The sequence below is a fragment of the Citrobacter sp. R56 genome (assembly GCF_016811995.1).
Lineage (GTDB): Bacteria > Pseudomonadota > Gammaproteobacteria > Enterobacterales > Enterobacteriaceae > Citrobacter_D > Citrobacter_D enshiensis.
The window spans coordinates 2,914,062-2,928,766 of sequence record NZ_CP069159.1 but is presented as its reverse complement, the minus strand read 5'-3'; the positions used below and the strand labels follow the sequence as shown (position 1 = coordinate 2,928,766).

12 protein-coding genes are annotated in these 14,705 nt (G+C 51.2%); 6 read left to right on the top strand and 6 right to left on the bottom strand.

Features of this window, described 5'->3' with window-relative positions; genetic code table 11:
- The first annotated feature begins 18 nt into the window (after positions 1 to 18).
- The 5 genes from dmsA (at position 19) to JM656_RS13880 (ending at position 6,031) form a co-directional block, all read left to right on the top strand.
- Positions 19 to 2,463 (top strand): dimethylsulfoxide reductase subunit A, encoded by a 2,445-nt coding sequence (gene dmsA / locus JM656_RS13900; protein ID WP_203358298.1) that lies wholly within the window; start codon positions 19 to 21, stop codon positions 2,461 to 2,463.
- Between the two features lie 10 nt (positions 2,464 to 2,473).
- On the top strand, positions 2,474 to 3,091 hold the full coding sequence (gene dmsB, locus JM656_RS13895; protein ID WP_203358297.1) for a dimethylsulfoxide reductase iron-sulfur subunit DmsB: 618 nt from the start codon (positions 2,474 to 2,476) through the stop codon (positions 3,089 to 3,091).
- 1 nt (position 3,092) lies between these two features.
- Positions 3,093 to 3,956: a dimethyl sulfoxide reductase anchor subunit family protein gene (locus tag JM656_RS13890; protein WP_203358296.1), complete on the top strand. Its 864-nt coding sequence runs from the start codon at positions 3,093 to 3,095 to the stop codon at positions 3,954 to 3,956.
- A 315-nt stretch (positions 3,957 to 4,271) separates the two neighbouring features.
- A complete protein-coding gene (locus JM656_RS13885; protein WP_203358295.1) occupies positions 4,272 to 5,420 on the top strand; it encodes an MFS transporter in 1,149 nt (382 codons plus the stop codon).
- Positions 5,421 to 5,542: 122 nt separating this feature from the next.
- Positions 5,543 to 6,031, top strand: a complete 489-nt coding sequence (locus JM656_RS13880; RefSeq protein ID WP_203358294.1) for an anti-virulence regulator CigR family protein — start codon at positions 5,543 to 5,545, stop codon at positions 6,029 to 6,031.
- 192 nt (positions 6,032 to 6,223) lie between these two features.
- Here JM656_RS13880 and JM656_RS13875 read toward each other — a convergent pair whose 3' ends face one another.
- The 6 genes from JM656_RS13875 to ycaO all read right to left on the bottom strand — a co-directional run bounded on the left by JM656_RS13875 (position 6,224) and on the right by ycaO (position 13,740).
- Entirely contained in the window at positions 6,224 to 7,018 is a 795-nt protein-coding gene (locus tag JM656_RS13875; protein ID WP_203358293.1) for a hypothetical protein, read from the bottom strand.
- Between the two features lie 11 nt (positions 7,019 to 7,029).
- Positions 7,030 to 7,329: a hypothetical protein gene (locus tag JM656_RS13870; protein WP_203358292.1), complete on the bottom strand. Its 300-nt coding sequence runs from the start codon at positions 7,327 to 7,329 to the stop codon at positions 7,030 to 7,032.
- 110 nt (positions 7,330 to 7,439) lie between these two features.
- On the bottom strand, positions 7,440 to 8,180 hold the full coding sequence (gene pflA, locus JM656_RS13865) for a pyruvate formate lyase 1-activating protein (protein WP_203358291.1): 741 nt from the start codon (positions 8,178 to 8,180) through the stop codon (positions 7,440 to 7,442).
- A 194-nt stretch (positions 8,181 to 8,374) separates the two neighbouring features.
- Positions 8,375 to 10,657, bottom strand: coding sequence for a formate C-acetyltransferase (gene pflB, locus JM656_RS13860; RefSeq protein WP_203358290.1), 2,283 nt, complete (start codon positions 10,655 to 10,657; stop codon positions 8,375 to 8,377).
- Positions 10,658 to 10,716: 59 nt separating this feature from the next.
- Positions 10,717 to 11,574, bottom strand: a complete 858-nt coding sequence (gene focA / locus JM656_RS13855; protein WP_203358289.1) for a formate transporter FocA — start codon at positions 11,572 to 11,574, stop codon at positions 10,717 to 10,719.
- A 405-nt stretch (positions 11,575 to 11,979) separates the two neighbouring features.
- Positions 11,980 to 13,740, bottom strand: coding sequence for a 30S ribosomal protein S12 methylthiotransferase accessory factor YcaO (gene ycaO, locus JM656_RS13850; RefSeq protein WP_203358288.1), 1,761 nt, complete (start codon positions 13,738 to 13,740; stop codon positions 11,980 to 11,982).
- A 136-nt stretch (positions 13,741 to 13,876) separates the two neighbouring features.
- Here ycaO and JM656_RS13845 point away from each other — a divergent pair, with 136 nt between their 5' ends.
- Positions 13,877 to 14,569, top strand: a complete 693-nt coding sequence (locus JM656_RS13845) for a DUF421 domain-containing protein (protein WP_203358287.1) — start codon at positions 13,877 to 13,879, stop codon at positions 14,567 to 14,569.
- The last annotated feature ends 136 nt before the right edge of the window (positions 14,570 to 14,705 follow it).

Here is a 14,705-nt window from a genome sequence, read left to right as displayed (position 1 = left end):
GCAGCAGAGTGAGCCATTATGAAAACTAAGATCCCCGATGCCGTACTGGCAACTGAGGTGAGTCGTCGCGGTTTGGTAAAAACGACGGCGATAGGCGGACTGGCAATAGCCAGTAGCGCGTTCACCCTGCCATTTACCCGAATCGCGAATGCCGCTGAAGCAATCAGCCCGGCTCAGTCCAGCGAAAAAATTGTCTGGAGCGCATGTACGGTAAACTGTGGTAGCCGCTGTCCACTGCGTATGCATGTGGTGGATGGGGAAATCAAGTACGTTGAAACCGATAATACCGGTGATGATGATTACGAAGGATTGCATCAGGTACGTGCCTGCCTGCGTGGACGCTCTATGCGTCGACGTGTCTACAATCCCGACCGCCTGAAATATCCGATGAAACGTGTAGGCAAGCGCGGAGAAGGCAAATTCGAGCGTATTAGCTGGGATGAAGCCTACGAGATCATCGCGACCAATATGCAACGTTTGATCAAAGACTATGGCAACGAGTCTATCTACCTGAACTACGGCACCGGTACGCTCGGCGGTACGATGACGCGTTCATGGCCGCCAGGCAAAACGCTGGTGGCGCGTCTGATGAACTGCTGCGGTGGGTATCTGAACCATTATGGGGATTATTCTTCTGCGCAAATTGCGGCCGGACTGAATTACACCTACGGCGGCTGGGCGGATGGCAACAGCCCTTCTGATATTGAGAACAGTAAGCTGGTCGTACTGTTTGGCAATAACCCTGGCGAAACCCGCATGAGCGGGGGCGGGGTAACGTATTACCTCGAACAGGCGCGTCAGAAATCAAATGCACGAATGATAATCGTCGACCCGCGCTACACCGATACGGGGGCAGGGCGAGAGGATGAATGGATCCCAATTCGTCCGGGTACCGACGCGGCGCTGGTTAATGCGCTGGCGTACGTACTGATTACCGAAGACATGGTCGATCAGCCGTTCCTCGACAAATATTGTGTGGGTTACGACGAAAAAACCTTACCTGCCAGTGCGCCGAAAAATGGCCACTATAAGGCTTATATTCTGGGGCAAGGTAAAGACGGTATAGCGAAAACGCCTGAATGGGCAGCGCAAATTACCGGTATTCCGGCTGAAAGAATTGTGAAACTGGCCCGTGAAATCGGCAGTGCTAAACCGGCCTACATTTCGCAAGGGTGGGGGCCGCAGCGCCATGCGAATGGTGAAATTGCGACGCGTGCCATTTCCATGCTGGCGATACTGACCGGCAACGTTGGTATTAACGGCGGTAACAGCGGGGCGCGCGAAGGTTCTTATAGCATTCCGTTTGAACGTATGCCGACGCTGGAAAACCCGGTAGAAACCAGTATTTCGATGTTCATGTGGACGGATGCGATTGAACGCGGTCCGGAAATGACCGCGCTGCGCGATGGCGTGCGCGGTAAAGACAAGCTTGATGTGCCGATCAAAATGATCTGGAACTACGCGGGCAACTGTCTGATCAACCAGCACTCGGAAATCAACCGCACGCATGAAATTCTCCAGGATGACAAGAAGTGCGAAATGATTGTCGTCATCGACTGCCATATGACCTCTTCAGCGAAATATGCCGATATTTTGCTGCCTGACTGCACGGCATCTGAACAGATGGACTTTGCGCTGGATGCCTCCTGCGGGAATATGTCGTATGTGATTTTCACCGATGAGGCCATCAAGCCCCGTTTTGAATGTAAGACGATCTACCAGATGACCAGCGAGCTGGCAAAACGTCTGGGGGTAGAGCAACAGTTTACAGAAGGGCGTACCCAGGAAGGGTGGATGCGCTATTTGTACGAGCAGTCGCGCAAAGCCATGCCGGAACTTCCGTCATTTGAAGAGTTCCGCAAACAAGGGATCTTTAAACAGCGCGATCCTCAAGGACATCACGTGGCGTACAAAGCGTTCCGTGAAGACCCACAGGCTAATCCGCTCACGACTCCGTCCGGTAAAATCGAGATCTACTCGCAGGCGCTGGCAGAGATTGCTGCGAGCTGGGAATTGCCTGAAGGTGATGTGATCGATCCGCTGCCGATCTATGCGCCGGGTTTTGAAAGCTACAACGATCCGTTGACCAAAGACTATCCGCTGCAGTTGACGGGCTTCCACTACAAGTCTCGCGTGCACTCAACTTACGGCAACGTGGATGTGCTGAAAGCGTCCTGCCGTCAGGAAATGTGGATTAACCCGATGGATGCGCAAAAACGTGGCATCAAAAACGGAGACAAGGTACGTATCTTCAATGGCCGTGGTGAGCTTCATATCGAAGCCAAAGTCACGCCGCGTATGATGCCAGGCGTTGTCGCCCTGGGTGAAGGGGCCTGGTATGACCCGGATGCAAAACGCGTGGATCAGGGCGGGTGTATTAACGTTCTGACAACGCAGCGTCCGTCGCCTCTTGCGAAGGGGAATCCGTCACATACCAACCTCGTTCAGGTTGAAAAGGTCTAAGGAGTAACCGATGACAACCCAGTATGGATTTTTTATTGATTCCAGCCGTTGCACCGGTTGCAAAACCTGCGAACTGGCCTGCAAAGACTACAAAGATTTAACCCCGGACGTCAGTTTCCGTCGTATTTACGAGTATGCCGGCGGCGACTGGCAGGAGGATAACGGTGTATGGCATCAGAATGTCTTTGCCTATTATCTCTCCATCGCCTGCAACCATTGTGAAGATCCGGCCTGTACCAAGGTCTGCCCAAGCGGTGCGATGCATAAACGTGAAGACGGTTTTGTGGTGGTGGACGAAGATGTCTGCATCGGTTGCCGCTATTGCCATATGGCCTGCCCATACGGCGCACCGCAATACAATGCTGCCAAAGGCCACATGACCAAGTGCGATGGTTGTCATGACCGTGTCGCCGACGGTAAAAAACCGATCTGCGTGGAATCCTGCCCGCTGCGCGCGCTGGACTTCGGCCCGATTGACGAGTTGCGTAAAAAACATGGCGAACTGGCCGCAGTCGCACCGTTACCGGGCGCGCATTTCACGAAGCCATGCATTGTTATCAAACCTAACGCCAATAGCCGTCCGACCGGAGATACCACCGGTTATCTGGCAAATCCGAAGGAGGTGTAAGATGGGAAGTGGATGGCATGAATGGCCGCTAATGATCTTCACGGTCTTCGGACAATGTGTGGCTGGCGGTTTTATCGTAATGGCATTAGCGCTGATGAAAGGGGATCTGCGTGCTGAATCTCAGCAGCGGGTCATTGCCTGCATGTTTGGCCTGTGGGTGCTGATGGGGATCGGTTTTATTGCCTCTATGCTCCATCTGGGCTCACCGATGCGCGCCTTTAACTCGCTTAATCGTGTGGGATCTTCAGCGCTCAGTAATGAAATTGCCAGTGGCTCTCTCTTCTTTGCCATTGGCGGGATCGGCTGGTTGCTGGCTATGCTCAGGAAACTCTCTCCCGCGCTGCGTAATCTGTGGCTGGTTGCGACGATGGTACTGGGCGTTGTCTTTGTCTGGATGATGGTGCGTGTGTATAACACCATCGACACCGTACCGACCTGGTACAGTGTGTGGACTCCGGTAGGCTTCTTCCTGACGCTGTTAATGGGCGGTCCGTTATTGGGCTATCTACTGCTGCGCCTGGCGGGTGTGGATGGATGGGCAATGCGGTTGTTACCGGTGATTTCTGTACTGGCGCTGGTTGTCAGTGCCATGATGTCCGTGATGCAGGGCGCTGAACTGGCGACGATCCATAGCTCAATTCAGCAAGCATCTGCGCTGGTGCCGGATTACGGTTCATTAATGGCCTGGCGTATTGTGCTGCTGGCTGTGGCGTTATGCTGCTGGATCCTGCCGCAGCTCAAAGGATATCAACCCGCAGTACCGCTGCTGTCGGTCGCGTTTATCCTGCTGTTGGTGGGGGAGTTGATTGGTCGTGGCGTGTTCTACGGCTTGCACATGACAGTCGGTATGGCGGTCGCGAGCTAAGCGTAGAGAGTGTCAATTATCTGAACCGGGGCTTTTGCCCCGGTTTTTCTTTTTAAACGGTCAGGAGCCTAACGAACGAAAAATAGGGCATTTTCAATCATGAAATTTTTCGACTGAACGAAACGGGACAATTTTGTCTTAGATCAATTAAAACAATAACCTGGGATTTATCACTTTCTATTCATTCATGTTAAGAATCAGTATTTCAAATCGATAGCCCTGAAACCCCGTCATACCGCTGATTTCGCCGATTGACAATGTTTTTGCCGGTGGCATGATGCGCATGAAATTTGAACTTCCTCACGGTTTTTATCCATGTCCACCTATACCCGGCCTGTCATGCTGTTGCTGTGTGGCTTGCTTTTATTGACTCTGGCGATAGCGGTATTAAACACGCTCGTTCCGCTATGGCTCGCCCAGGAAGATCTGCCGACCTGGCAGGTCGGCATTGTCAGTTCGTCCTACTTTACCGGGAACCTGGTAGGGACATTACTCACAGGGTATTTAATTAAACGCCTTGGGTTTAATCGCAGCTATTACATTGCGTCGCTGATTTTTGCTGTCGGCTGTGTTGGGCTGGGCGTGATGGTGGGATTCTGGAGCTGGATGACCTGGCGCTTTATCGCGGGCGTCGGTTGCGCCATGATTTGGGTCGTTGTCGAAAGCGCGCTGATGTGTAGCGGCACGTCGCGAAACCGTGGCCGGTTGCTTGCTGCCTATATGATGGTCTATTACGTGGGGACATTTCTTGGCCAGGTGCTGGTCAGCAAAGTGCCGACGGATCTGATGAACGTGCTGCCCTGGGTAACAGGTATGATTCTGGCGGGGATTTTACCGCTGCTCTTTACCCGTATTCTGAATCAGCAGTCTGAAGGCCAAAGCACGACGCCGATTGTCTCTATGCTTAAGCTGCGCCAGGCGCGGTTGGGTGTGAACGGCTGCATTATTTCCGGAATTGTGCTGGGTTCGCTGTACGGTCTGATGCCGCTTTATCTCAAGCACCAGGGGATCAGCAACGCCAGTATCGGTTTCTGGATGGCGGTATTAGTGAGTGCCGGTATTCTGGGACAATGGCCGATTGGCCGTCTGGCGGACAAATTTGGTCGACTGCTGGTTTTACGTGTCCAGGTCTTTGTGGTGATCCTCGGCAGTCTTGCCATGATGATGCAGGCTGCGATGGCACCAGCACTGTTTATTCTGGGCGCAGCCGGCTTTACGCTTTATCCGGTGGCGATGGCCTGGGCGTGTGAAAAGGTCGGACAGCACCAACTTGTGGCGATGAATCAGGCGTTATTGCTGAGCTATACCGTTGGTAGCCTGCTTGGCCCCTCATTTACGGCTATGCTGATGCAAAATTATTCAGATAATCTGCTGTTTATTATGATTGCCAGCGTATCGTTTATTTATCTGTTGATGTTACTGCGCAAGGCTGGCAAGCATCCAACCCCCGTGGCGCATGCCTGATGTAAAAAAGCCTGTTCACAACAGGCTTTTTTTATGCCGTCATATCTAAGAGTTTTACGTATTGTTTACTTCCTGAGAGAAACGATAATTCAATCAGGCATCTCTTTTAAAAGGCTGCAATCATGTCAACACGTCGTTTCCTCACTACCGCGTTGGCGGTGGTGTTGTCTTTAACATTCGCTTCTGCTCCGGTTATCGCCGATCCTGGCAATGGTAATGGGAATAGCGGCGGTAAAAGCAATAGCGGCAACCATGGTAATGGAAATTCCGGTAACCATGGAAATAAACAAAATCATGAGAATAAGTCAAAGGCGGATAAAAAGAACGTCGATGATGATGTCTCTATTCGGATTAATTACGATCGCGCACGGTCGTTGGCACTCAATTACGGTTTAACCGGATACAAAGCGCTTCCACCCGGCATTGCCAAAAACTACGCCCGTGGTAAGCCTCTGCCGCCGGGGATAGCAAAGAAAATGGTGCCTTCTTCAATGCTGGGGCAATTACCCTCTTATCCGGGTTATGAATGGCGCATTGTCGGTGAGGATCTGGTGTTAATTGCACTGAGTACCGCGATTGTCACCTCCGTGATAAACGGCGTCTTTAAGTAAGCCTAAAAGCTGCATTAACAGCATGACGTACTTCAGGCACTTTTCCTGACATCTGGCTTGTCTTTCAGGCTGTAATCTACAACCGATTGTGGCGTTGAAGGAACTGGATGAGCGCTATGCGGAATGCAGCAAAGCGCACAAGAAGCGCATTTTTCGGTTGAGCGCGCGGCAAATACGCTGTCGGAAAAGATCTTACTCCAACGGTGCCAGTGTTTGCGGGACGGTATACTGTTTCCCGTCATAGTGCAGGGTCCAGGTGGCCTTACCAGGTGTATCTTTCGCAGTACATTCACCATTAGCATCAATAAAGGCTGTGGATGCCACACTTTTTTCGCTGACACGGATATCGGCGTAGCCCTTATGGGAAGAGGAGCCGATAGCAAGGGTACGTTTGATATCGTTAAACTCTCCAGCACAGTTCCCGTCCCATTCACCGCTGTTAGCCGTCAGCGCGATCCCCTTTAATACCAGGCGTAGTTGGTTATTTTCAATGACGTACAACGACAGTGCATCCTCACCAATCGGATTAACACGCGAGCTGCCGCTACGGGTAATGTGCAGACCAAAGGCGGTTTGGCCGGGAGCCACTTTCCAGCGTGCGGTATCAAGGGCGATACCCGTAATGCGGATAGCATCATCACTCATCCGCTCTGGCAGGAGTAATCGTTGTTTAACCTCCAGGGTGACGGAGTTGAGCACCAGCAACTCCAGATCGCCATTGTGTCCATAGTCGATTTTCTCCTGGGACATCAGGGGTACAGCGGCAAGCGTCAATTCAGGCTGGGCAGGCCAGACGCGACAAATCGCGCTTTGTGGTGAGTTGCCCGTGATATCGATAACCTGATTACCATGGGTGATCATCGTACCTTCCGCTGCCGGTTTCGCATCTGGCCACACGTGCTGCACAATGGCGTTAATATCGCAACGAGTGGCGGCGTTCAGGCCCTGGCTGGACAGCAGTAAAATCCCTGAAATAAGTAAGCGCATAATTATCTCCTTTAACGGCCTGACAGGTAGAAGCTGGCTGCAACCTGCTCGCAGTCGGTTAAATCAACGATTATCGGTATAGGCTCAGGACGACTCTTTTGGCTAATTATGGGAAGGGGGAAACGCTCAGTTACGTCGGTGCAGATTTGATTATTCGCAACTTTATAAATATTGCCTATTCGGGGGCTGAGCGGCGCTGAGCGTAGTGCGTCGATATCGCTTTGGCTGTAAGGATTACATTCATTACAGCGAGTAAAGGTATTATCGTAGAAGAACGCGACGGTTTCTTCAGTATTGTCATCGTTATACAAATAACAGCTCCGGCCAGGATCAACCCGGGCCGGAGCTCAGCGCAAACAGAAGCGCGAACATTCCATATCGCAAAACGCCATCCATGCTTTGCTTCCTTAATACATTAATATCAATACATCACTTTATGACCATACTGCTCGAGAATGCCTTTTACGCGGTCCATGGTCTCTTTCTTCGGTGGATGAACGCCATCAAGTTTGTACTCTTCACCCATCGCCACCCATTTGTGTTTACCCAACTCGTGATACGGCAGCAGCTCAATTTTCTCGACGTTGCCCATATCACGGGTAAACTCGCCCAGGCGATGTGCTGAGTCATCATCATCTGACCAACCCGGTACGACGACGTAGCGGATCCACACGTTAATATTTTTCGTGGACAGGTAGCGGGCGAATTCCAGCGTGCGATGGTTAGAGACGCCCACCAGGTTCTGGTGGATCTCGTCATTCATTTGCTTCAGGTCAAGCATGACCAGGTCAGTCACTTCCAGCAGCTCATCGATCACCGGATCGTAACGACGGACAAAACCGTTTGTGTCGAGGCAGGTGTGAATGCCCTCTTTTCTACAGGCGCGGAACCAGTCGCGAACGAACTCCGCCTGCAGAATAGCCTCACCGCCGGATGCGGTAACGCCGCCGCCGGAGGCGTTCATAAAGTGACGATAGGTGACGACTTCTTTCATCAACTCTTCAACGGTCACTTCTTTACCGCCGTGCGTGTCCCACGTATCACGGTTATGGCAGTACAGGCAGCGCATCAGGCAGCCCTGGAAAAAGGTAATAAAACGGATACCTGGGCCGTCAACGGTGCCACAGGATTCAAAGGAGTGAATGCGACCAATAACTGACATTGCGGTGTTTCTCCAGATGTGGCCCATCCGGGGCCGTGTGAGTGCACAGTTGTTCACTGTGTCGAGTCTGTTTTGGCAGTCATCCATTGAGTATAGATAGCTGACGAAACAGGCTGCGGGTAGGGGGACTACCTGTTAAAAAGGCCCCACTTACGTGGAGCCTTTATTGTACGCTTTTTCAGTCAGACAGGGAATTACATGGTCTGAGTGAAGGTACGGGTAATAACGTCCTGCTGCTGTTCTTTAGTCAGGGAGTTAAAACGTACTGCGTAGCCAGATACACGGATGGTCAGCTGCGGATATTTTTCCGGGTGTTCCATCGCGTCCAGCAGCATTTCACGGTTCATGACGTTCACGTTCAGGTGCTGACCGCCTTCAATGGAAGACTCGTGATGGAAGTAACCATCCATCAGGCCTGCCAGGTTGGTCTTACGAACTTCGTCGTCTTTACCCAGTGCGTTCGGAACGATAGAGAAGGTGTAAGAGATACCATCTTTAGCGTAAGCAAACGGCAGTTTTGCAACGGAGGTCAGAGAGGCAACAGCACCTTTCTGGTCACGGCCGTGCATCGGGTTAGCACCCGGTCCGAACGGCGCGCCAGCACGACGACCATCTGGGGTGTTACCGGTTTTCTTACCATACACAACGTTAGAGGTGATGGTCAGAACAGACTGAGTCGGGATAGCGTTACGGTAAGTATTCAGTTTCTGAATTTTCTTCATGAAACGTTCTACCAGGTCAACCGCCATGTCATCAACACGAGAGTCGTTGTTACCAAACTGCGGGTACTCGCCTTCGATTTCGAAGTCAACAGCCAGACCGTCTTCGTCACGAATCGGTTTAACTTTCGCATATTTGATTGCAGACAGGGAGTCAGCAGCAACGGACAGACCAGCGATACCACACGCCATGGTGCGGATAACGTCACGGTCGTGCAGCGCCATCAGAGAGGCTTCGTAGCTGTACTTGTCGTGCATGTAGTGGATAACGTTCAGCGCGGTGACATACTGCTTAGCCAGCCAGTCCATGAAGTGATCCATGCGGTCCATCACTTCGTCGAAGTTCAGAACGTCGCCTTTGATCGGTTCAGATTTCGGACCAACCTGGATTTTCAGTTTTTCATCAACGCCGCCGTTGATTGCGTACAGCATGGTTTTCGCCAGGTTTGCACGCGCACCGAAGAACTGCATTTGTTTACCAACAACCATCGGGCTTACGCAGCAAGCGATAGCATAATCGTCGTTGTTGAAGTCCGGACGCATCAGGTCATCGTTCTCGTACTGCAGAGAAGAGGTGTCGATGGACACTTTAGCGGCGAATTTCTTGAAGTTCAGAGGCAGTTTTTCAGACCACAGAACGGTGATGTTCGGCTCCGGAGAAGGACCCATGGTGTACAGGGTGTTCAGGAAGCGGAAGCTGTTTTTGGTTACCAGAGTACGGCCGTCAACGCCCATACCACCGATAGATTCAGTTGCCCAAATCGGGTCACCAGAGAACAGTTCATCATATTCAGGAGTACGCAGGAAACGAACCATACGCAGTTTCATGACCAGGTGGTCAATCATTTCCTGAGCGTCAAGCTCTGTGATTTTGCCTGCTTTGATATCACGTTCGATGTAAGCATCCAGGAAGGTGGATACGCGACCGAAGGACATTGCTGCACCGTTCTGAGACTTAACAGCGGCCAGGTAGCCGAAGTAGGTCCACTGGATAGCTTCCTGAGCGTTGGTAGCCGGACCAGAGATATCGCAACCGTATTTAGCTGCCATTTCTTTGATCTGACCCAGCGCGCGGTGCTGTTCAGCGATTTCTTCACGCAGACGGATAGTCGCTTCCAGGTTTACGCCGTTTTCCAGATCGGACTGCAGAGAGACGAACTGAGCGTATTTGTCTTTCATCAGGTAGTCGATACCGTACAGCGCAACGCGACGGTAGTCACCGATGATACGGCCACGGCCATACGCATCCGGCAGACCAGTCAGAACGCCAGACTTACGGCAGTTCAGAATGTCTTTGGTGTAAACATCGAATACGCCCTGGTTGTGGGTTTTGCGGTATTCGGTGAAGATTTTTTTCAGCATCGGGTCCAGTTCGCGATCGTACGCTTTGCAGGAACCTTCAACCATTTTGATGCCGCCAAACGGGATAATCGCACGTTTCAGCGGAGCTTCAGTCTGCAGACCAACAATTTTCTCGAGCGCTTTGTTGATGTAACCAGCGTCGTGAGAAGTGATGGTGGATGCAACGGAGGTGTCAAAGTCAACAGGCGCGTGAGTGCGGTTTTCCTGTTTAACGCCTTCCATCACGCTGTCCCACAGAGCTGTGGTCGCATCGGTCGCGCCAGCCAGGAAGGACTCGTCACCCTCATACGGAGTGTAGTTTTTCTGAATGAAGTCACGGACGTTTACTTCATTCTGCCAGTCACCTTTGGTAAAACCTTCCCAGGCTGTGGCTAACTTTTCATTAAGCTCGGACATGTAACACCTACCTTCTTAAGTGGATTTTTTATTTACTGCGTATAACCAACATCAAAGAACTAATGATGATCGTTGCCACGCAGGTAAATGACCCAGTATGTCAACCCGACCAACAAACCGCCGCCGATAATGTTACCGATCGTAACCGGAATCAGGTTATCGGTGATGAAATTCATCACGGTCAGGTGAGTAAAATTCTCCGGAGCGGAACCGACAGCGGCCCAAAATTCCGGTGTTGCGAAGTCGCGGATTACAATACCCAAAGGGATCATAAACATGTTTGCGATACTGTGCTCAAAACCGCTGGCCACAAACATGGCGACCGGTAATACCATGATGAACGCTTTGTCCATCAGGCTGCGACCCGAGTAGCTCATCCACACGGCCAGGCAAACCATCAGGTTAGCAAGAATACCGAGGCAGACAGCTTCAACAAAAGTATGGTGCATTTTATGGTCAGCAGTTTGCAGAACGTTGAGTCCCCATGCGCCATTGGCGGTCATATACTCGCCAGATAGCCACATAAGTAATACGAACAGCAAGGCGCCAATCAGGTTGCCAACATAAACGTTGAGCCAGTTTTTTGCCAGTTGACCCCATGTGATTCGGCCGCTGGCCTTGGCGACGACGATCAGTACGGTTGACGTAAAGAGGTCTGCGCCGCAGATAACACAAAGAATCAGCCCCAGAGAGAAGCAGATACCCCCCACCAGTTTAGCCATACCGAACGGCATCGTTCCGGTACCGGTTGTGGCGGTAATATAGAAAACAAAGGCGATTGAGATGAATACACCGGCAGTAATCGCCAGATAGAAAGTCTTCAGCGGATGTTTCGTTGCTTTATAGACACCTGCTTCTTCGGCCACTTTGGCCATTGCAGCAGGGAGTAATAGATCAAAAGGGTTGTCAGCTTTCACACTAACTCTCTCTTTATTAAGTCGGCGACGAGATACTAACAAAGCATTATAGATGAGAATTTGATATAGATCATATCTCACCTGGCTTATAGGCCTTCAAGTCGCATGGTTTTTGCACTATTGCGATGTAATTTATTGATTTACAAAATAAAAATAAATTTTAAAAGTTATAATGTGAGTTGAATTTTTTCTCTGGACCTCTGGAAATGCAGTTAATTAAAATGGAGTAATTGACATATATAGCAACACTTACGCATTATTTTATGTAATATCAACTACCAATATTTAACCTTGTTATTACATTTATTTTTGGTTAGGCAAAAATAAGTAAAACGGGGCACTAAAAGCGCCCCGTAATATAGCTCAACCGAGTGTTCAAGCCTACTTAGCGTAAGCTATTCGGTTTTATTTTGACCACCAGAGGGCTTTTGCACGTTGCAGCTTCTCATAGGCCTTCAACAGAGACTGGTGCGCTGGGAAAGCCAGTAAGTCGCCGTCAACCGCCTGTAACCCATAAAACGCCGATTCTCCGCTTAATGCTGCGCTTGCCGCTTCAACGGCTTCCGCGCCATACATGCGAACAAAGGCATTCAGATATTGCAGTGGTTCACGATCGTCTTCCTGCGCCAGTAGCAGTAATGTCTGCAGGCAACGGTAGTAGTTCGCACGTTCAGCGCTGAAGACGGAGGCGTTAAACTCCATCGTCCACTCGGTCCAGATCAGCGCCTGCTCAAGGTCACCGCCTGCCAACGCCAGCATTGCTTTTAGCTCGCCAATGCGCAGCGTAGACCAACCGTTATCCGGCCCGGTTGCCAGTCCCAGCAGTTCGCGTACGCGGGTAAAGTCGTCAAAACCTTCTTCGTCGAGTTGTTCGATCAGATTCAGGTAGGCTTCTTTTTCCCACTCGCTACCCGGCAGAGCAAGGATCGTTTCGCGCAGATGGCTACCCATGCTGTTGTTGGCTAACCACAGATCTTCGGCCGGGTAGATGTCAGACATGCTCGGCACAATGATACGGCAGGCATAAACACCCAGGTGCTCATAATCGGCGATGTACACTTCTTTATCTTCAGCATTGAAGATAGCCATCAGGGTAGCGAATTCTTCTTCCGTGGTGCCGGAGAAATTCCAGTCAACGAAGGGATAATCGGCATTCTGCTTAAACAGATCCCAGGAGATCAGACCGCTGGAATCGATGAAGTGAGTTTCGAGGTTGGTGTGTTCAGCCACTTCTTCATCATCAAAAGTTGGCGGAGTGAACACATCAAGATCTTTCAGACCGCGACCCTGCAACAGTTCGGTGACCGTGCGCTCCAGCGCCACGCCGAAGTCCGGGTGCGCACCGAAGGAGGCGAAGCAGGTGCCGTTGGCCGGGTTGAACAGAACCACGCAGATAACCGGATACTGACCGCCCAATGAACCGTCATAAGCGAAAATCGGGAAACCTTCGGCTTCCAGCTTCGCGATGGATTCGACTACCGCCGGATAACGCGCCAGCACATCGGCTGGGATTTCCGGCAGGCTGATGCTTTCCGCGATAATGCGATTCTTCACATAACGTTCAAAAACTTCAGAAAGTCCCTGAACGCGCGCTTCATTAGGTGTGTTACCGGCGGACATCCCGTTAGAGACATACAGGTTGCCGATAATATTCATCGGAATATACACGGTCTTGTTATCAGACTGGCGGGTAAACGGCAGACCGCAGACGCCGCGCTCTTCGTTACCGGACTGCAGGTCAATCAGCATGCTTCCGGTCAGTTCATTTTCCGGATCGTAGAATGAGCGCAGACGCGCATCCAGCAGACCTTCAGGAACGTCGTCATCTTCGGTTAACGGGAACCATTTTTCGTTCGGGTAATGTACGAACGGGCCGTTGGCGATGGTGTCGCCGAGCCAGAAATCAGCAAAGAAATAGTTCGTGGACAGACGCTCAAAATATTCGCCCAGCGCGGAGGCCAGTGCCGCTTTTTTGGTTGCGCCTTTACCGTTGGTGAAGCACAGCGCGCACTCTTTGTCGCGAATGTGCACAGACCAGACGTTTGGCACCGGATTCAGCCAGGAGGCCTCTTCAATATGGAAACCAAGGTCGAGCAGTTTTTGCTGGAAGCGAGCGATGGAATCTTCCAGAGCAGCGTCTTTGCCAGGGATAAATGTTTGCGTCATGAAAATCACTTTTGTCGTACGGAAAGCGCGCAATGATACGGGTTTTCCAGGCATGGCGCTATCGCCACCGGGCCTTCGGCGTAAATAAAAGTATTGACTATGCTTTTACAAAACTCACCCGCGCAAGGGCATAAAAATGAAGGCGTTCGATTGGCAACGTATGGCGCTGGATAACGTGCCGCTGGAGTTTCTGGGGGAAGTGGCGCTGCGAAGCTTCTATACCTTTGTTCTGGTGTTCCTTTTTCTGAAGATGACCGGACGCCGCGGCGTACGGCAGATGTCGCTCTTTGAAGTGTTGATCATTTTGACGCTGGGGTCGGCTGCCGGAGATGTCGCGTTTTATGATGATGTTCCGCTGCTCCCGGTGCTGGTCGTTTTTCTCTCGCTGGCCTTGCTTTATCGGCTGGTCATGTGGCTGATGGCGCACAGCGAGAAACTGGAAGATATGCTGGAAGGCAAACCCGTGGTGATCATTGAGGATGGTGAACTGGCCTGGTCGAAGCTCGGGCGGGCGAATATGACCGAGTTTGAGTTCTTTATGGAGCTGCGTCTAAATGGTGTTGAACAACTGGGGCAGGTGAAACTCGCTATCCTCGAAACCAATGGACAAATTAGCGTCTATTTTTTTGCCGACGAAGAGGTGAAGTCTGGACTCAGCATTTTGCCTAAACAGTGCACGCAGCGATTTAAAGTTGTTCCCGAGGCGGGGGACTACGCCTGTGTGCGTTGCAGCGAAGTGGTAGCGATGAAAGCTGGCGATCATCAATTATGTCCACGCTGTGCAAATCCAGAATGGTCGAGGGCCAGTCAGGCAAAACGGATCGTCTGACAGCAAAAATATCGGTTTTAACCCGACAAACCGACAGATTCTGTTGTGTGATATAACGCGCATTTTTGCGCCGGTCAGTTTTACCCATTGCGGCGCGTGTCACTGAATGATAAAACCGATATCCACAGCAATAACA

Coding starts and splice junctions, on each gene's coding strand:
- JM656_RS13885 (WP_203358295.1), top strand. CDS start 4,272: ATGTCCACCTATACCCGGCCTGTCATGCTGTTGCTGTGTGGCTTGCTT.
- pflB (WP_203358290.1), bottom strand. CDS start 10,657: ATGTCCGAGCTTAATGAAAAGTTAGCCACAGCCTGGGAAGGTTTTACC.
- JM656_RS13880 (WP_203358294.1), top strand. CDS start 5,543: ATGTCAACACGTCGTTTCCTCACTACCGCGTTGGCGGTGGTGTTGTCT.
- ycaO (WP_203358288.1), bottom strand. CDS start 13,740: ATGACGCAAACATTTATCCCTGGCAAAGACGCTGCTCTGGAAGATTCC.
- dmsB (WP_203358297.1), top strand. CDS start 2,474: ATGACAACCCAGTATGGATTTTTTATTGATTCCAGCCGTTGCACCGGT.
- pflA (WP_203358291.1), bottom strand. CDS start 8,180: ATGTCAGTTATTGGTCGCATTCACTCCTTTGAATCCTGTGGCACCGTT.
- dmsA (WP_203358298.1), top strand. CDS start 19: ATGAAAACTAAGATCCCCGATGCCGTACTGGCAACTGAGGTGAGTCGT.
- JM656_RS13845 (WP_203358287.1), top strand. CDS start 13,877: ATGAAGGCGTTCGATTGGCAACGTATGGCGCTGGATAACGTGCCGCTG.
- JM656_RS13890 (WP_203358296.1), top strand. CDS start 3,093: ATGGGAAGTGGATGGCATGAATGGCCGCTAATGATCTTCACGGTCTTC.
- JM656_RS13875 (WP_203358293.1), bottom strand. CDS start 7,018: ATGCGCTTACTTATTTCAGGGATTTTACTGCTGTCCAGCCAGGGCCTG.